Raw genomic sequence first — 18302 nt, 5'->3', positions numbered from 1 at the left:
TAAAAACTACTGGCATATACCGTTTTCTCAAAACCGAAGCCATCAGCAAAGGCTACCCAGACTTCCTCTTTCTTTTCCGAAGTAGGCAGTTTTAACTGACCCGTTTGGCGATTGGCGATGAAGTACCTCTTAGGAGCTATATAATGATATATAAAACCAAAAATTGGAAGAACAATACTTCCTAAAAAATAATATAATCCCGCACCTCCTTCCCAGGGCCTCAGTGCAAGAAAAAAGACGAAAATGAGACCTCCCCAGAGCCAATCCAACGACCAGCCTTTTCCTTTTCCTTTATAGGTTCTATTTTCAATATACTCTAAGTCCGTAGCTTTAATGGCAATCATACCTGTGCCTTCACCTACTACATCTTTTCTATTTCTCTTAGGCAACGCAGAAATGCGTTTGGTCATGTGTCCTAACATAGGTTATCAGTAAATATTATCAACTCCATAAAACCTCTACCACCCCCCTATTCTTTTGCGTTCTTTCTGTTGTGCTTCTGTAAATTCAGGGGTAGGAATATTACTTGGGTATAAGGGTTTAGGAAAACCTGCCGCTTTTCTCCGCTCGAAGTCTTGCTCACGATAAGGATCAAAGGCCTTTCCGGGAGGTAAAGGCCTGTTCTTATCCATATACCATACTATAAAATTCCAATAATCTTCTGTTTCAAACAGAGCTAAACTAAACGATAAGCTCGGCTTTATTTCGGGTTTAGTTATAAAATATAAAGTGGTATAAAAACTACTGGCATATACCGTTTTCTCAAAACCGAAGCCATCAGCAAAGGCTACCCAGACTTCCTCTTTCTTTTCCGAAGTAGGCAGTTTTAACTGACCCGTTTGGCGATTGGCGATGAAGTACCTCTTAGGAGCTATATAATGATATATAAAACCAAAAATTGGAAGAACAATACTTCCTAAAAAATAATATAATCCCGCACCTCCTTCCCAGGGCCTCAGTGCAAGAAAAAAGACGAAAATGAGACCTCCCCAGAGCCAATCCAACGACCAGCCTTTTCCTTTTCCTTTATAGGTTCTATTTTCAATATACTCTAAGTCCGTAGCTTTAATGGCAATCATACCTGTGCCTTCACCTACTACATCTTTTCTATTTCTCTTAGGCAACGCAGAAATGCGTTTGGTCATGTGTCCTAACATAGGTTATCAGTAAATATTATCAACTCCATAAAACCTCTACCACCCCCCTATTCTTTTGCGTTCTTTCTGTTGTGCTTCTGTAAATTCATGGGTAGGAATATTACTTGGGTATAAGGGTTTAGGAAAACCTGCCGCTTTTCTCCGCTCGAAGTCTTGCTCACGATAAGGATCAAAGGCCTTTCCGGGAGGTAAAGGCCTGTTCTTATCCATATACCATACTATAAAATTCCAATAGTCTTCTGTTTCAAACAGAGCTAAACTAAACGATAAGCTCGGCTTTATTTCGGGTTTAGTTATAAAATATAAAGTGGTATAAAAACTACTGGCATATACCGTTTTCTCAAAACCGAAGCCATCAGCAAAGGCTACCCAGATTTCTTCTTTCTTTTCCGAAGTGGGAAGTTTTAACATACCCGTTTGGCGATTGGCGATGAAGTACCTCTTAGGAGCTATATAATGATATAAAAATCCAAACATCAATATTGCACAATATCCTAAAAAACAATATAACACCATCCCTCCCCTCCAAGGCCTAAGCACAATTAAAAAAAAGAGAAAACCTCCTCCCCATAACCAATCTAACGACCAGCCTTTTCCTTTTCCTTTATATGTTCTATTCTCAATATACTCTACGTCCGTAGCTTTAATGGCAATCATACCTGTGCCTTCACCTACTACATCTTTTCTATTTCTCTTAGGCAACGCAGAAATGCGTTTGGTCATGTGTCCTAGCATAGGTAACCTGCAAACAACATCAACTCCATAAAATCTCTACCACCCCCCGATTCTTTTACGTTCTTTCTGTTGTGCTTCTGTAAATTCAGGAGTAGGAATACTACTTGGGTATAAGGGTTTAGGAAAACCTGCCGCTTTTCTCCGCTCGAAGTCTTGCTCCCGGTAAGGATCAAAGGCCTTCCCGGGAGGTAAAGGCCTGTTCTTATCCATATACCATACTATAAAATTCCAATAATCTTCTGTTTCAAACAGAGCTAAACTAAACGATAAGCTCGGCTTTATTTCGGGTTTAGTTATAAAATATAAAGTGGTATAAAAACTACTGGCATATACCGTTTTCTCAAAACCGAAGCCATCATCAAAAGCTACCCAGATTGCTTCTTTCTTTTCCGAAGTGGGAAGTTTTAACATACCCGTTTGGCGATTGGCGATGAAGTATCTCTTAGGAGCTATATAATGATATATAAACCCAAAAATTAATACTGCACTCACACCTAAAAACAAATATAGCAGTGGTCCCCCCTCCCATGGCCTGAATACAAGGAATAAGATGAGAATCCCTCCCCCCCAGAGCCAATCTAACGACCAGCCTTTTCCTTTTCCTTTATAGGTTCTATTTTCAATATACTCTAACTCCGTAGCTTTAATGGCAATCATACCTGTGCCTTCACCGACTACATCTTTTCTATTTCTCTTAGGCAACGCAGAAATGCGTTTGGTCATGTGTCCTAGCATAGGTAACCTGCAAACAACATCAACTCCATAAAATCTCTACCACCCCCCGATTCTTTTACGTTCTTTCTGTTGTGCTTCTGTAAATTCAGGAGTAGGAATACTACTTGGGTATAAGGGTTTAGGAAAACCTGCCGCTTTTCTCCGCTCGAAGTCTTGCTCACGGTAAGGATCAAAGGCCTTACCGGGTGGTAAAGGCCTGTTCTTATCCATATACCATACTATAAAGTTCCAATAATCTTCTGTTTCCAGAGTAGTTAATTCAATTACCCGTCCTGGCTTTATTTCTGGTTTAGTTATAAAATATAAAGTGGTATAAAAACTACTGGCATATACCGTTTTCTCAAAACCGAAGCCATCAGCAAAAGCTACCCAAATTGCTTCTTTCTTTTCCGAAGTGGGAAGTTTTAACATACCCGTTTGTCGATTGGCGATAAAGTACCTCTTGGGAGCTATATAATGATATAAAAATCCAAAAATTAATACGGCACTCACACCTAAAAACAAATATAGCAGTGGGCCTCCCTCCCATGGTCTGAATACAAGGAATAAGATGAGAATCCCTCCCCCCCAGATCCAATCAAAATTAAAACCTTTTCCTTTTCCTTTATAAGTTCTATTTTCAATATACTCCACATCCGTGGCTTTTATAGCAAGTACATCTGTGTCTTCACCTACAACATCTTTTCTATTTCTCTTAGGTAACGCAGAAATGCGTTTGGTCATGTGTCCTAGCATAGTTCTTCATTTCCAGGTTTCAGGTAAAACTAGCTCTTCTTCGGTACCTACTCTAACATTTTTACCTAAATAGGCTGATAACAAATCTGAGGACATTATTCCTAGTGAAGTTCCTGCTGTGCTAGGGCTTATGGCTACACCGGCCGTTTTATAATCGGCATCAAATTTATAGGCATGATAACGTGTACCTCCTCTTTGACTGGGCCAGTACTCATGAAACTCTTCATGAATTAAGGTATTACTAAAAAATATAAACTCAGATCCAAATTTTATTGATTTCAAAATTTTCGAATTCAAATTATAGGTAATTTTTAAGGCATATAAACCATTAGAAGTATCCAGCTCTGTTTTTGTATTCAGCAAAAAGGTAGGTTTTTGTTGAGGGTGAGTCTTTATCTCCTCAGGAAAGAAAGCTAAAGCATACCTAAATTCACTCTTATCGTCATAAAATTTACGTAAAGTCACCGAAATAGTAAATGTTTTGGCAGCTTGAAGCAAAAGTCCTGATGTCGACCTTATTAAGTGTTTAATTTTATCTCCATATGAAGGATCCTCCTTTTGTTCAAGATCAACGATATCAGAAAGAGAAGGGGTATCTTCTACCTTATAGCTTATTAAAATATCATATAAATCATCTGAAGCTACTACAAAATCACGCCAACGTGCCACCTCAGTGTCTACCAACTTTTCTCTTTTGCTATAGAGTTCTTTAACATACCTATAGGGTACAGCAGTGTTACTATTCCAAAGATTTTCTTTACTTAATATATTATTTTTTATAAATTTTTCTAATGGGCTATCGGTTAAGTATAAAGCTAAACCTACCCCTGCAAATAAAGCTATAGTTAAAGCAATAGTAATACCACCAGATAAAATACCGGAAGTCCCTGCAGCTGCCGCCAAACCACCTGAAGCCACTGCATTAAACCAAGAGATAGTAAGAAAAACAGAATCAACAACCAATACTGCACTTACTAGGCCAGAAAGCCCTAAAACCACTGACGCATCATTATCATTAACCTTTAAACTATCTACCATATCAGAAAAAATCATGGCTGTAGATATTGCTCCCCCTACCGGACCCGCTACCTTACCCCCTTTACCCAAGCTAATGATAGTCTTTTCCGAACCACTGGCCGCTTTCAAACAGGCTTCTTTGTACGCCAAAACGGCAGCGGTTAAACTGGCAAGCGACCCAACAAAACCAACCCCCTCTTTTAATGACCTATTGGAAGCAGCTTTACCCTTAATAACCGTATTAACAAGCTCTATTCCTGCCATCCATTTTCTAAAGCGTGGGTGATCTATAATATTTTTAACCAGTTTTGATGTATTGCTCCCTAATCCCTGAGTAGTTAATTGTATAGATTTACCTTTAGCCGCCTGCTGTGCCAGGGTTTTAGAAGTTCTAATCTTAAGTATTCTTCCCTTGTTGCCAAATCGCACTCCTTCTTGCTCAAGCAACTGGGGGAATAACCCTTTATTAGCTTTAGACAACGCTTTCTCTAATTGTTTTGTGTTAATTTTTATATTCCAGCCATTACTATCTTTAAATGCTTTAACTGTTTTGTCTATAATCTCCGTATCCTCCACCAAATAAGCATGCCGTGTGTAAGCTGTACTTACATCTTCTAATAATTTAATGGCTCCCACAGTAAGAGAAATCCCACTATTTAATAATCTATTACTAGGGCTAATTTCATCTAAATTAATTTCTTTAGTAAACAGCTGAAAATGTTCATCCTCAGAATTAACAGAATTCGCTATAAAATCATCAAAGTCAGCATCTTCATTTCCCTTATAATCATAATTGGGGTCTATAAACCGATCTTTATGCTGTGGGTGTTCTGTTAATAAAGATAGCTGAGAAGCAATAATAGAGCGATTTTCAAAAGTATCCTGATCGCTACCCCGCTGCCCATCTACAAAAGCAGTTTTGTAGTAATCACTTTTAATAATTTCCAGGTAATCTTTACGTATAGCAGCTATGGTCTCACGCTGTTTAGCCCGGTATTCAAACCCTAAAATTTTATTGATTTTATCAAAGTCTACATGGTCCTCAAACTTATCTTTAATCTCTTCATTGCTCTGATGAATAAATTTGTGTAAAGTAAGCGCATTAGTAAAAAGAGCATTTGCCTGTTGGCCATATTCAGTGCTAATAAAATCGGACATAGTGCCAGGTTTTGTTTGTAGCCTATTGAATATTTCACTTTCACTTTCACCGGTTTGCATACTCTCTACCGTGGCCCTGTGTTTATCATGTGCTATGTTTAAAACATTCGCTACATCTTGAGCCATTCCAATAGGATCATCTAAAACAAAAAACAAGTCTTGGTATTCGTCATTATCACCATTTTTATCTTCTTGTTTTTCTTCCCGATGGATATCATCCCAAGCCTGGAGCATATCTCCTATTCTTGTATCCTCCTTATCTGGAAATACCGCATATATCTGATTATAAGGTACAGGTGCTATTTCATGTTCTTCTGTTGGTTTATTTCCTTCTTCTCCCTTTTTTATAGCTTCACACTTAATGAGTTTCATGCGCTTTTTTCGCAAATCCTCATCATTTATCATCATACTATGGTATTCTCTAGACCATTGTGTAGCGGAGTAAGCCACCCACAGCTCTTTTCCTGGAGGATCTATTCTCTTAGCCCTAACTTCTTTAGCGCTGCTATCAGGCACCCGCACATCCAGCAACTTACCACCCTTACCTTTATTTTTGCTATAGTCCCAGTTAATATGTTGTAAAACACCATCAGGATGTACATATAATTCAAAATATTCATTAAGATTATTTTTGTTTATAAGGTATATGTACCCCTCGTTTAATGAGGTTTTAGCATGATAAAAATTCTTTAGCTCGGGCAATCCTTCCAGCTTATCTCTTTTTCCTTTTACTACTACTTCATCAAGCACTATCGTTTTTGCCACATTGGCTGAATCAATTCCATTATTAGAATTAGGTGCTTGCTGAGAAGGAGTTGCTACGTGAGTATTGTCTTGTTTGACTATACTTTTTTCGATATTTAGTCCTTCTAATTGCAAGAGCAATTGCTCGTCTTTTCTTTGAGCTATTTTTTCTTCTTCACTAATGTCAGTGTCGTATTGAATATATTGCTGTTCAGTATGATCGACCGATTTATCGAACAAGCCAAAGCGTAAAAAATGCAAATAAACACCAGGCTCTTTTATCTTCATTTTAGGCTCCTCCTGCGTTACTATGTCCCCATAGCTACATTCAAAGCTTAACGTAGTCAGGATATTGTCTTTGGAATTTGTCATTGTTGTGTGGTTCAATTTTAGATTTCTTCTTCGCTTTATTAGTAATGTCAACTTCCCAAACCACTTCCACCATTTTATCCTTTACAGTACCTGCAACCTCCACTAATTCTTCATATTCGCCTGAAGAGCTATTTATATCTTCTGCCATTTTTTTAACCTTAAAGGCCACCCTTTCTCCATCTGCTATATTGTTAACAGAAGCTCGCAACGTCACCTCTTTTGAGACTTTAGAAGACGCAACCACTTTTTCCTCTTTAATCCATTGTAAATTGTAGATCTGCGGTGGTCCTTCATTATTTTCAGCGAGCTCTTTTATTTTTTCCTGGTTGGCAATTGCTTCATCAGAATTACCTGTCAACCTGTTTGTAATGGTAATTTCCGGGAAGGGAATTTTTTTGATTGGCATCACTGCAGTAGGAGATGCAGGGGTACTACTGCCTACTATTATATTGGCTTCGCCAGAAACAATTACCCCTCCATGAGCGGTCATATCTCCGACACAAGCAATCGGTTTTCCATTCACTAAAACTGTAGGATTTCCTTGTACCACCATATCAGGAGGCCCTACGCAGGTGCACATACTGCCTATAGTTGCTACAGGCTTACCGTTAAACAAAACATTTGGTTCTCCCTGGGTTATTGGGCCACCTACGTGAGGCGTGGTTCCAGTACACATAGCACAGGTATGATTACTTCCCACTGTTGCCGCTAGTTTTCCTGCCATAATTTTCTTAGAGCTTACGCTCTGCTTCATTTCTTAAGGAGCAATAGCTAGGTATACTTATCTATCACCTATAGTGTATATGCCTGCATCACTCCTATATTTCATTAATAAACCATTGATTATTAGAATCATAAGCGTTCAAAAACGAACATTATCTCAATAATCAAGCCTGAAATTTAATAATTTCAAGTATAAATGTAATACAAAGGCATAAAAAGTTTTATTGAAATGGCCTAAACCAAAATACTGGAGAAGGAAGAAGAAGGTTGATTTAACTTACACTAGCCAGAGGTCTCAGCAATAGTCTTCAGGTAGTAACAGCCGAGAGATTGCGGGAAACCAGAAAGTAACTAAGACTACTGCGCCAGTTCCCCCCGTTCTCGCCATGCTGTGCATGGTGATACTGCTTCATATCATTAGGCTTAAGGTCAACATTCTTGCAGAATCTCTTGACTACGGCCCAGTGAGCAGTATGCTTAAGGCCTCTGCCCGATATTGCAATAAATGTCGAAATCTAAATACTAAAAAGATAGATGATGGCCTGAACTAACCTAATTCTAATCATACTTTTTCAAATTTAACTATACCTAATCGGCCCCAACTGGTCGTAGCATCCGCTACTATCCAATATATTGCTTAAGCGTCGGCTCAAATTCCTTTCTTTAAGCACGAACTTGTATTCATGAAATACTGACAGTGCATTGCAGCCCCAGCAGTCCACTGATCTTATTCCGAGCAAATGCTCTTGCAAATAATAGTTCGTAGGACCGCCTCGCTTAACCTACGACCAGTGGGATGAGTAATGATTCATGAGATGGGCCTGAAGGTGGCTGATGCTATAAATTGACACCTTTTCATTTTAAACCATCACAAACAAGATATCACTAAAATGATGAAGATACTATAATAATGCCGTGTCTGAGGCAATAGTGATCATTAGCTAATCCATAATCATAGACTAACTGAGGTATTTTGTTTTGCCTGCTATTGATTTAGTTAAAAGATTGCCTGAATTCCAGTGGAGAAAGTTTCGTTTTTGTCTTAAACAGTTTACTAAACGACTGAGGTTGTTCAAACCCCAGTTCATAGGCTATTTCACTCACCGTTAAATTTGTAGTTGAAAGCTTTTCTTTGGCTTTTTCAATCAGCTTACTGTGTATATGTTGTTGAGCACTTTGCCCTATTAAAGAGCGTAGAAGGTCGCTTAAATAACTTGGAGAGATGTTGAGTTGTTTGGCAATAAATTGCACGGTTGGTAGACCATTTTTTAAAGCTTGTTCAGTGTTGAAATAATTATCCAGTATTTCTTCCAACTTCTGTAGCAAGTCGTTATTTACCGCTTTCCGAGTTATAAATTGTCTTTTATAAAATCGATTGCTATAATTCAACAATAATTCTATTTGTGAGATAATTACATCCTGACTAAAGTCATCAATTCTATTTCTTAGCTCTTCGTCTATGATCTTAAAAACAGAAAATATGGTGTCCTTTTCCTGCTCTGAAATGTGCAGCGCCTCATTGGCTGAATAACTAAAAAAACCAAATTGTTTTATTTTATGGACCAATGGGTAACCTAAGAAAAAATCGGGATGTATCAGTAATAAATAACCATTGCTAGGATTATGGTTTAATTCGAAAATTTGATTGGGCGCGGTATAAACCAACCCGCCTTCGCCAAAATCATAATAATGCTGCCCGTACTTTGCCTGTCCGCAAAGGTCTGATTTATACGAAATTTTATAAAAGTTGAGTATGTAAGCATTACCCAACTCTTCCGGCAAGACTTTAATGTCTTTCAGGTCTGTGAAACTTATCATCGGGTGCATTGGCTTTGGTAAGCCAAGCACCCGATGCAAGTCCGATAAAGACTGAAATATTTTGAAGCTATTATCTTCTTTATTCATGCTACAAATTTACAATCTGTTTGGCTGAAATTCTACCAAGGGCATTCTCCTGTTTCTGGATTATATTCTTCGCTAAAGAATTTTCCCGTGGGTCCGTCTTTCCCAATGGTGGCGTATTTTGCGATACGCGTTCTTGCTTCCTGAATGGTGCCGGTGCCACGGTGCCCATTAAAATCAGTAGCTACAAATCCCGGACAAACGGCGTTTACCTTAAAGTTGCTGTCTTTTAACTCATAAGCCAATGCAATGGTGTACATATTTAAAGCCGCTTTTGATGGCGCATACACCGCAGATTTATGATCATAGTACTTCCAGGTAGGGTCGCTATGCAACGTCAGCGAGCACCCGCTAGATGATACATTGACTATACGAGGCTGTTCTGATTTCTGCAATAAATCTATAAATGCCTGGGTCACCCTCACCACGCCATACAAATTGGTATTAAACACATTTTGTAGCTGCTCAATACTTGCATTCAACGCCTCCTGAGGCATTCCGCCATTAATGCCCGCATTGTTGATCAATACATCCAGTACATCGGTCTTTTTACCCAATTCTATTCTTGCCGCTTCTACCGAAGCAGAATCGTTTACATCTAACTGAATAAGTTCTGCTTTGGTGAGTCCTTCGTTCTTCAATTTTTCGATGGCCAGCTTTCCTTTTTCAATACTACGGCTACCTAAATAAACATAATATCCTTGTTGCAAAAGTTGCCGCGCTGTTTCAAATCCTATACTTTTATTAGCCCCTGTAATTAGTGCTTTTTTAATCATTAGCTTATTATTTTGAATTCGATTTTGTGAATCATCGATTTCAGGTTTGTTAAATTTAATGATGATAAACTGAGGCGAATTCTTTGGCAAAATCTGTAAGCTTGATTTTACCAAGTGCTGGTTTATTTTTATAGAAATCTTCGTAGAGTGTTCCGTTTCCTTGAGCGGCTTGCATGTTTACAAAACCTTTGGCCACCCATTCATTCATGCCTGCGGCAAGTAAACCATTCAGTAATTCTTCAGACTGAGCTATTTTCCATGTTAAATCCTGGTTTCCTATGGCTTCTCCTAAAATCTCAGCCACTTCATTGGGCGAAACTTCATCACTGGCTATGTAGCGAAACTTTCTACCTTCAAAAGGCTTTTCAAGTTCTTCTACAATGGCATCTGCAATATCTACCGGTGAAACCCAGGGTTCTTTCGTATCGCCACCATAACTTTGCACAATAGCTCCATCGGTTTTCATACTTTGCATAAATCTGAAAAGATTAGGATAAAAGGCAACCGGCCTCATAAATTTGATGGACACATCTTCAGGCAGTTGATTCATGACACCTTCAACACCTTTGTACACAGAGAGACTACCAATGCCTTCATCGGTATGGGCGCCAATACTACTTAAGTGCACCACCTTTTTTACACCCGATTGCTCTACGGCTTGCTTATATTTGCTGGCAATACGACTGAATTCTGTAGGAAAATCTATGTTTTTATCGAAGATGTTGCCAATAGCATCCCAGGCGATCATCAGATACACAGCATCGGCTCCTTTAAATGTGGTGGTTAAAAAATCAACATCCTGCATGCTGCCAATTGCGGCTGTTGCTCCAAGCGCTTCTATCTCATCCTGCCTTTCAGCTTTACTGCTAATTACAGTAACTGAATGACCTTTTTTTACCAAACGCTGAGTGAGCGGCTTTCCAATACGCCCCAAAGAACCCGTCAATACAATTTTCATATTTCAATTTTCTTTAAATTTTGAGATACAAATATCGCTGGGGGGTATTTGGCCTGTGTGTGCTAATTAAGGATTTTTGTAGTCAGATTGAGGATGAAATCAAAATACCAAGAGAGGTTCTAGTTTTTTCTGTATTTTGACTGACATCTACACATTACATTTATTATGAGGTATTTACTATTCCCAATACTTCAATAGTCAACTGGAATTTATCAATTTGTTTTTAATCCGCTTTACTAAACCCAATTTTCTTTTCTGATCCAGATACAAATAGCCGTCTGGATTTTCATAGGGTTTCACCTTTACAACCATATTCCAAATGATCACAGCCAGCTTCCTTGCCGTGGCACTCAATGCTGAGACTTTGCCTTATCTGAAATTGATTATGTTGAAAAAGTCCCTGAGGGGTGTTGAGTCTTTTATATTACTAGTGGAATTGGCTGCATTTCGTAAAGCTATTTTTAGTCGGTTGCTACCTTTAGGTACTTTACTGGATAATAACTTTTCTCCGCTGATTTTATTATTGGAAGCCAATCTCAGCCAACTTGAAAAATGCTTACCCAGCAGCCCCTTAAGGAAATGGAAAGAATATGAATAATCTTCTTTCCACGCTTTAAATACCTTTTTTGAATATAAATAAAAATTTTAACTACCCATTAATTGGTCTCCAGAGAATTCCCTTTGGAAATTGCCTGTATTAATCAATTTATTTTCAATTAACATCCTTGCTTAACGGGTTTCGTCCGTTAAAAAGATTTCCTAAATTCACTAGGAGAAATATTGGTTTTACTCTTAAAAAGATTGCTAAATGACTGCGGATATTCAAAGCCCAATTCATAAGCAATTTGACTTATAGACAAATCTGTGGTAGAGAGCTTTTGTTTAGCGATGTTAATTAATTTAACGTGGATATGCTGTTGTGTAGTCTGCCCGGTTAAGTGCCTCAATAAGGAACTTAAATAGTTAGGGCTTAAATACAATTGATCTGCAATATTCTTGACCGATGGAAGTCCTTGCTCAATATATTTTTCATCCTTAAAATAATCATTAATAATTTCTTCAAACCTTTCCAGAATATGATGGCTCATAGGTATCCTAGTTGCAAATTGACGTTCGTAAAAACGACTTGAATAAGCCAAAAGCGTTTCTAATTGTGTCACAATAATCTGCTGACTGTGCTTGTCTATAACAGATTGATACTCTGCTTCTATATTAGCGATGATGGTATTTAAAAGCTGTTCTTCTTTTTCTGATAAAAAAAGTGCCTCATGAGTGGCATAACTGAAAAACTCATATTTTCTAATTGACTTCGCCAAGGTCGTCCCCAATAAAAAATCAGGATGGATTAGGATCATCCAACCGGATTTTTCGTGTGAAGTTTCCTCATTTACATCGAAACTAAAAAGCTGTCCCGGTGCCATAAAGAACATAATGCCTTCATCGTAATCATATTCTTGCTGACCATAGTTCATTTTGATTGCAGATTCAAAATTCCGCTTCAATGAGATGGTGTAAAAATTGTAGGTCCAACTTTTCAAATTATCCTCTTTAGATACTTTTAATTGGCTATAATCAACAATACTAATGAGGGGATGGAGTGGTTTACCCAAACCACGAACTTTATGATATTGATGAATTGTGTTTATAGGATGAAGTTCTCTTGACATAGTACATAGTAGCTGAAGATAATGAATTTATACCCTAAATTCTTTTAAGTTTTTTCATAAAAGTCTTGACCTCCACAAAAAAATCTTCAAACAGTGAGTGTTGTCTGTTTCTAATCATTACTTCGGCAAATAACTTAATTCCTATAGCAAACTCAACAGCCTGATTTTTACCTCCAAAAGGATTCTTCTCTTTTAGGTTTTCTATAATAGTAAATATTTCATCGTGATTTTCAAATTCAAGCGTAATGGAAGGTTTCTCTATTCCTTCTTCTTTTAGGGAAAGTGCTTCAAGATTAAGCCTGTATGAATTATTTTTCTTTGCCATAATTTAACAAGATTATCAGTTAGGGAATTTTTATGAGGGTTAACGATTCACAAAAATCTATAAATCTGTCTTGTAGTTGGGTATCATTAGCGGCCGACAGGTAGTTTTTCGGTCTCTTATGGTATAAGAATTGACCTGAAATTTGAACATCTTTTTCTTCTGAAGAAGACAACCATATTTGTGTTTCGGGAGCTTTTTCCAAATCATCGGGAGCATGCGCACCACCCATTTTAGTGGCCACCCATCCTGGGGATACGACGTTGCAAAATACATCAGGCCAGCGTTTGGAAACTGCAAATGCCAATAAAATATTATGTAGTTTGGTATCGGAATATGCCTGTGCAGCATTCCATTTCTTTTTGTCCCACAATAAGTCCTCCAACTTTGTATCTCCCTGTTCATGCATACCTGAACTGGTATAGATTAACCGTTTGGGTTTATTAATCAAACACGACAAAATGTAAGGGGCAAGACTATTTATTGCAAATACATGAGGCAGTGCGTCTTCTGTTTCTTGGTATGGTTCCTTAAAACCAACCCCAGCATTATGGATTACGCTATCCATTGTTCCCAGCCGGTTTAGAGCTTCTGCGATTTTATAGGTTTGGGATATGCTGGAAAGATCCCCGGTGACAACAGCTTTTGCGTTGGGAAGTTTTTGATGGACTATTTCCGCCTTGGTTTTATTTCTTGCGTGAAGTACCACCTGATGACCCTGTTCTATAAGTTTTTCGGCAGCCATAAAACCCAGACCGTCCGTTGCTCCCGTAATAAATATTTTTTTCATCTTGATATGGTGCTAATTAGTAAAATAAAACATTTATGTTTTAAAACTGCCCCGTCATATTGGGGCAGTTATTTTAAGACTCCTTACTTAACTTAGTTAAACCCCAATGGGTTTTAGGTCTGTTAAAGCCATACCGTTTTCAAAATCCATGGGTACAGAAATATGATCATGAACGATTAGCCATTCACCATCTATTTTACGCAGTACATTAGATTCCCGAGCCCACATATCAACTTCATTTCCATCCGCGGTTGTTGCCGTAAGTCTTGTAAGGCCACGAATTGCTGCTAGATTTCCCTCCTGAAATACGGTTAGATCTTCTAGAGTTATCTTAATTTCAGCTGGGAAGAATTTAAAAAAGTTGATCCAGTTATCTCTCCACATTTTCTCACCTTCAAACTGAATTGGTGCCATCAAGTCATACGATAAAATGTCATCAACATAATAAGACATAATCGCCTCTACATCTCTGGCCTCAAAAGCCTGTCTCCACTTTTCGCGCTTTTCCAAGATGATTTTCTTTTCCTTTTCACTTTCTACGAAGCCATTAATGCTTGAAGGTTGGGAGATTTTGTTATCCTTAAAATTTGATAATTCATCCGTTGCGTCTTTCATTCTATAAAATTTAGTTTTATTAATTAATTTATTTTGATTTTTCTTGTGGTCAAGAATGATTACTAGTGATTTAAAATTTACAGGTGTTCATCAAACCATTGTAGCATCGGTTCAGGCCTTCTTTGAAATTCTAGGTAACCATCCCAGCGTGCAGTAGTATTATAAATCCATTGAAGTTTTTTATCTTTAATCGGAATGTTATCGTACATTTCCTGTACGTCATAAGGATCAGTGAGCAAATCATCGTGCACCTGATAAATAAAAGTGGGAATACATACATCTTTCGCCCATTTTCCAGCATTTCTATCTTCAATGCTAAAGCCTGTTTTAATTGTGATCTTATTATCTAGATCCTTAATGCGGTTTTTAGGAATATTTACTAGCTCTAATTGTTTAGTTAGAATATATTCTTCGCTTAAAGGTTGTGCCGCCAAAAGACATCGTATTTGTTCAAAATCTCTAGGATTTTGCTTCATTGCGTATAATGTAGCATCAGCACCCAAACAACGACTAAACAGGGCTATTTTCATGAGTTTAGTACCTTGCCTTCCTCGTACATATCGAATTGAACCCAGAACATCTCTAGATTCAAAAATTCCGGTAGAGATGAGTCCTCCATTACCTGTACCGCTATGGCCATGATTTCTCAGGTCATACGCTAGTATATTGAATCCCGCCTCATGAAGTATTTTTAAATCAGGCATAAAATTAACTTCCATATCATTTCCGCTAGCCTGCCAGATTGATTTCCAAGGTTCCAGATGTGAAGGAAGACCTGAACGGGTAAAGCCCATGGGATGATTGATTATAATCATCTTATCTGAACCCTCGGATGGTATAAACCATCCTTCTATCGGAACTCCATCTATAGAAGGGAATGTGACATCTTCGTAAGACAAACCAACTTCAGAAGGTTTGTATAGAATTGGTGAGCGGGGCAGTTTTTTAAATGCATCACTCATATTTTCCAGAATTTCGTCTATTTGAGAATCAGATAGATTTTCTTTTTTTGAATCAGACATATTTTTAATGTTTATAATTAAAGTCTCATTATTGGTTTTGCCAGAGACTGCATTAAAGAGTAAGGCATATTTTCAAGTACCGTGGTGGCCGTAGAAAAATGTTGCATAGGTCAACAAATAATATCTTGAACCTATATTCTAGAGCTCTTTTGTTTCTATGAAGCAAAGGTTGGGATAAATGAAAAGTTAGGCATAATCAAATCTATGATTGTTGTATTCAAAACTTAGATTCAACCTAATAATCAACATTTGTTACTGATTTGCAGGAAAACTTTTAGTAGTAATCCAATGTTGATAACTTAAAGTCAAGAGGGGATATTGGTGCTTCAGAAGGAAATAGTTTTTATATAACCAAAACGAAATGTGAGAATTCAAATTATTTGTATCAATGAAATTTTCATAAATGAAAATGTGTTATCGAATACTAAACTAATGATTGGTTTTCACGACCCAACTGGTTGCAGCATCCGCTACGATCCATATATTGCTTGAGCGTCCGCTCAAATTCCTTTCTTTAAGCACGAACTTGTATTCATAAAATACTGCCATTGAATTGCAGCCTCAGCAGTCCACTGATCTTATTCCGAGCAAATGCTCTTGCAAATAATAGGTCGTAGGACCGCTTCGCTTAACCTACGACCAGTAGGAGTAAACATCTCCGCCCTCATTGCCTGCCATTTTCAGAGCAGCATTTTCTGTCTTAGATAACGGACTATTTGCGTCTCCGATAACACCTTTTACAGTCATTTCTGGTCCACCTGATTTTAGTTGAACAACGTCTCCAATTTTAAAAGCCATTTTATTCGATTTTAGTGTTGATTTTTGTTTTTATTTATCCAGTCTCAAGTTTCGGCCAAAAAGGTTCAACAGAATTTTGAAAAATGGGAACATAATTCACTATGCCCCATTTTTCTTTTAATTCTCACTTTTTGCCTCCTTTGGAACTTCCGCCCTTTGAGGAGCCTCCTTTTGAAGAACCTGATTTTGGAGGATTGTTTCCTCTACCTCCGCCAGACTTGTTACCAGTCGTACTCGGAGCATTTTTTAAACCGCTTGATTTTGCCATGATAATTGATTTTAGTTAACGCCTACTTCTGTTTAAAGTCTATTGTGGGCTTATTCCGACTTTGTTACACATTGTATATAACAAAACCGTTCAATTTGGCTTATTATTTAGTTAAAAGCAAAAAAATGCCTTACCCATATTTTGGGAGGCAACAGCCGCTAAATTGAAAGGTCGGAACGGGGACAGTCTTTGGGATAATTAAAATATTGTATACGGGGTAGCTTATAGCTCCGCCAAATGGTCTTTCACAATGTCCCTATCTCCAGAATTCTGATGGGGTTGATGATTTGCACCTTACACGCCATTTAATTAATCGAGCTTTGATCCGACTTTATAAATTAACTAAATTCTTATGTTATCACTACTGCTACCTTTAGGTACTTTACTGGATAATAACTTTTCTCCGCTGATTTTATTATTGGAAGCCAATCTCAGCACATTTGAAAAATGCTTCACACTAGGAAACTTTCGAATATCTTCTGCTCCTCCCCCAACCGCTTGGTGGCAATTTCATTACAACATCTTATTTAAGGTATTGGTAACGCCACTAAAGCAAGTAATCTATTGAAAATGGCGCACTAAAGGCATTGCAAATGCCCAGGAAGGTTGCGATCGCAATATAATTGCGACCGAGCTGAAATACTTATTTTGTTTCAAGAACAGGTGTATCCAAGGGTTCGATTTCTTTAAGCCTTTCAATCACTTTATCATAAACATCAGGTATATTTTCAAAATATTCATATCCTGGAGATTTACTCAGCTCTTTGTATTGATCAAAAAAACTTTCATGGTATTTACATATATCATCAAACAGTGGATTATTAGTTAGATACGCTAGTATAATTCGTCTAAAAAGAAATCCATCGCTATTAAATATGTATTGTGTCAAATCGGGAGCAACCTCAACACTTCCATTAACTTCGTTATCTAGAATCTTTAAATCCAACAATTCATTAGCCTCAGGAATTAACTTATCCCGAATCAAAAAAGACAATACACTCTCAAACTCCTTCAAACCAGATTCAGAAATAGAAAACTTTATCCAAGGAGATTTTTCATGACTGTATGTTTGTTCAGTTAACTCTGGGAAGCAATAAACACTAGGCAATGTGAAAGTACTATGCTTTATATTTGGTATATTAAGAACACCTGAAAAATCCTCCCAAAGTTCTTCAATAAAGGAGATTCTTCGAACTAAGAAAACCACAAGTCTAAAAGTCCCTTCGAATTGCCTAACATTAATTTGTGAGGTAACAATTTCATCATAGCCCCAACTGAAGCACCGCATGTTATGTCCTTCGACAAATCCAAGTTGGCTTGAAACCCTATTCAATATAAAGCCGATGTCATTTAGGACCTTTTGTTTATTCATAAAACCTTATTGTAACTTTAAACTTAAATTCTGATCAGACGCTAGTTTCCTAGCATTGTGAATTAGAAATGGACTATCTTCTGGAACAACCATATCACCATAAGTATCTCCGATACTTTTAGTATTATCAACACGAATGACCTGAGCCAGACTGCCTTGAGACAATACATCAGCTATCTCTTGTTGCCCCGATGTAAATCTTTACATAATCTAAATATTTTAACATCAATGAATTGGTTATGTATGTTATTTCAAATGCTTTCAATATCTGCTTAGTTCTTAAGCTCTCTAAAATTTCTAACGAATTCAAAATCCATCTTTCCTATATCAGCGTACTTTACCCCTCCCAACTGGTCGTAGCATCCGCTACGATCCATATATTGCTTGAGCGTCCGCTCAAATTACTTTCTTTAAGCTCGAACTTGTATTCATGAAA

The 18302-nt window shown here is 37.5% G+C and carries 20 protein-coding genes; 2 read left to right on the top strand and 18 right to left on the bottom strand.

Annotation, left to right across the window (positions count from 1 at the left end):
* The 10 genes from JL102_RS19215 to JL102_RS19170 form a co-directional block, all read right to left on the bottom strand.
* Positions 1-410 (bottom strand): hypothetical protein (locus JL102_RS19215; RefSeq protein ID WP_202246080.1); only part of this gene is annotated, 410 nt, incomplete at its 3' end.
* Positions 411-458: 48 nt separating this feature from the next.
* Positions 459-1145 (bottom strand): hypothetical protein, encoded by a 687-nt coding sequence (locus JL102_RS19210; RefSeq protein WP_202246079.1) that lies wholly within the window; start codon positions 1143-1145, stop codon positions 459-461.
* 48 nt (positions 1146-1193) lie between these two features.
* Positions 1194-1880: a hypothetical protein gene (locus tag JL102_RS19205; protein ID WP_202246078.1), complete on the bottom strand. Its 687-nt coding sequence runs from the start codon at positions 1878-1880 to the stop codon at positions 1194-1196.
* Positions 1881-1928: 48 nt separating this feature from the next.
* Entirely contained in the window at positions 1929-2615 is a 687-nt protein-coding gene (locus JL102_RS19200; protein ID WP_202246077.1) for a hypothetical protein, read from the bottom strand.
* Positions 2616-2663: 48 nt separating this feature from the next.
* Positions 2664-3350: a hypothetical protein gene (locus tag JL102_RS19195; RefSeq protein ID WP_202246076.1), complete on the bottom strand. Its 687-nt coding sequence runs from the start codon at positions 3348-3350 to the stop codon at positions 2664-2666.
* A gap of 18 nt (positions 3351-3368) precedes the next feature.
* Positions 3369-6653 carry a toxin VasX gene (locus JL102_RS19190; RefSeq protein ID WP_202246075.1) on the bottom strand — a complete coding sequence of 1095 codons (3285 nt, stop codon included), beginning with the start codon at positions 6651-6653 and terminating at the stop codon, positions 3369-3371.
* Complete coding sequence (locus JL102_RS19185) at positions 6610-7407, bottom strand: PAAR domain-containing protein (RefSeq protein ID WP_237390672.1); 798 nt, start codon at positions 7405-7407, stop codon at positions 6610-6612. The genes JL102_RS19190 and JL102_RS19185 overlap by 44 nt, the downstream gene beginning before the upstream one ends.
* A gap of 962 nt (positions 7408-8369) precedes the next feature.
* The gene (locus JL102_RS19180; RefSeq protein WP_202246074.1) at positions 8370-9281 is read right to left on the bottom strand and encodes a helix-turn-helix domain-containing protein; all 912 of its coding nucleotides are present in this window, start codon (positions 9279-9281) and stop codon (positions 8370-8372) included.
* A gap of 32 nt (positions 9282-9313) precedes the next feature.
* Entirely contained in the window at positions 9314-10051 is a 738-nt protein-coding gene (locus JL102_RS19175) for an SDR family oxidoreductase (RefSeq protein WP_202246086.1), read from the bottom strand.
* Between the two features lie 58 nt (positions 10052-10109).
* Complete coding sequence (locus JL102_RS19170) at positions 10110-11012, bottom strand: NAD(P)H-binding protein (RefSeq protein WP_202246073.1); 903 nt, start codon at positions 11010-11012, stop codon at positions 10110-10112.
* A gap of 319 nt (positions 11013-11331) precedes the next feature.
* Here JL102_RS19170 and JL102_RS19165 point away from each other — a divergent pair, with 319 nt between their 5' ends.
* On the top strand, positions 11332-11610 hold the full coding sequence (locus JL102_RS19165) for a hypothetical protein (protein ID WP_202246072.1): 279 nt from the start codon (positions 11332-11334) through the stop codon (positions 11608-11610).
* 148 nt (positions 11611-11758) lie between these two features.
* Here the strand turns inward: JL102_RS19165 and JL102_RS19160 are convergent, their stop codons facing one another.
* From JL102_RS19160 to JL102_RS19130, 7 genes are all read right to left on the bottom strand, one after another.
* On the bottom strand, positions 11759-12679 hold the full coding sequence (locus JL102_RS19160; protein ID WP_202246071.1) for a helix-turn-helix domain-containing protein: 921 nt from the start codon (positions 12677-12679) through the stop codon (positions 11759-11761).
* Positions 12680-12713: 34 nt separating this feature from the next.
* Positions 12714-13004, bottom strand: coding sequence for a DUF3861 domain-containing protein (locus JL102_RS19155; protein WP_202246070.1), 291 nt, complete (start codon positions 13002-13004; stop codon positions 12714-12716).
* 19 nt (positions 13005-13023) lie between these two features.
* On the bottom strand, positions 13024-13791 hold the full coding sequence (locus JL102_RS19150; RefSeq protein ID WP_202246069.1) for an SDR family NAD(P)-dependent oxidoreductase: 768 nt from the start codon (positions 13789-13791) through the stop codon (positions 13024-13026).
* Between the two features lie 96 nt (positions 13792-13887).
* Entirely contained in the window at positions 13888-14406 is a 519-nt protein-coding gene (locus tag JL102_RS19145; RefSeq protein ID WP_202246068.1) for a YybH family protein, read from the bottom strand.
* Between the two features lie 77 nt (positions 14407-14483).
* The gene (locus JL102_RS19140) at positions 14484-15428 is read right to left on the bottom strand and encodes an alpha/beta hydrolase (protein WP_202246067.1); all 945 of its coding nucleotides are present in this window, start codon (positions 15426-15428) and stop codon (positions 14484-14486) included.
* A 633-nt stretch (positions 15429-16061) separates the two neighbouring features.
* The gene (locus tag JL102_RS19135) at positions 16062-16226 is read right to left on the bottom strand and encodes a DUF2158 domain-containing protein (protein WP_202246066.1); all 165 of its coding nucleotides are present in this window, start codon (positions 16224-16226) and stop codon (positions 16062-16064) included.
* A gap of 124 nt (positions 16227-16350) precedes the next feature.
* Positions 16351-16494 carry a hypothetical protein gene (locus JL102_RS19130; RefSeq protein WP_202246065.1) on the bottom strand — a complete coding sequence of 48 codons (144 nt, stop codon included), beginning with the start codon at positions 16492-16494 and terminating at the stop codon, positions 16351-16353.
* Positions 16495-16846: 352 nt separating this feature from the next.
* On the opposite strand from JL102_RS19130, the gene JL102_RS19125 reads away from it, so the two are divergent.
* A complete protein-coding gene (locus JL102_RS19125) occupies positions 16847-17062 on the top strand; it encodes a hypothetical protein (protein ID WP_202246064.1) in 216 nt (71 codons plus the stop codon).
* 75 nt (positions 17063-17137) lie between these two features.
* Here the strand turns inward: JL102_RS19125 and JL102_RS19120 are convergent, their stop codons facing one another.
* Positions 17138-17866, bottom strand: coding sequence for a hypothetical protein (locus JL102_RS19120; protein ID WP_202246063.1), 729 nt, complete (start codon positions 17864-17866; stop codon positions 17138-17140).
* Positions 17867-18302 lie beyond the last annotated feature (436 nt).

This window comes from Fulvivirga sediminis (assembly GCF_016757215.1).
Lineage (GTDB): Bacteria > Bacteroidota > Bacteroidia > Cytophagales > Cyclobacteriaceae > Fulvivirga > Fulvivirga sediminis.
The sequence above is the reverse complement of the archived record's forward strand: the minus strand, read 5'-3'. Positions and strand labels throughout refer to the sequence as shown.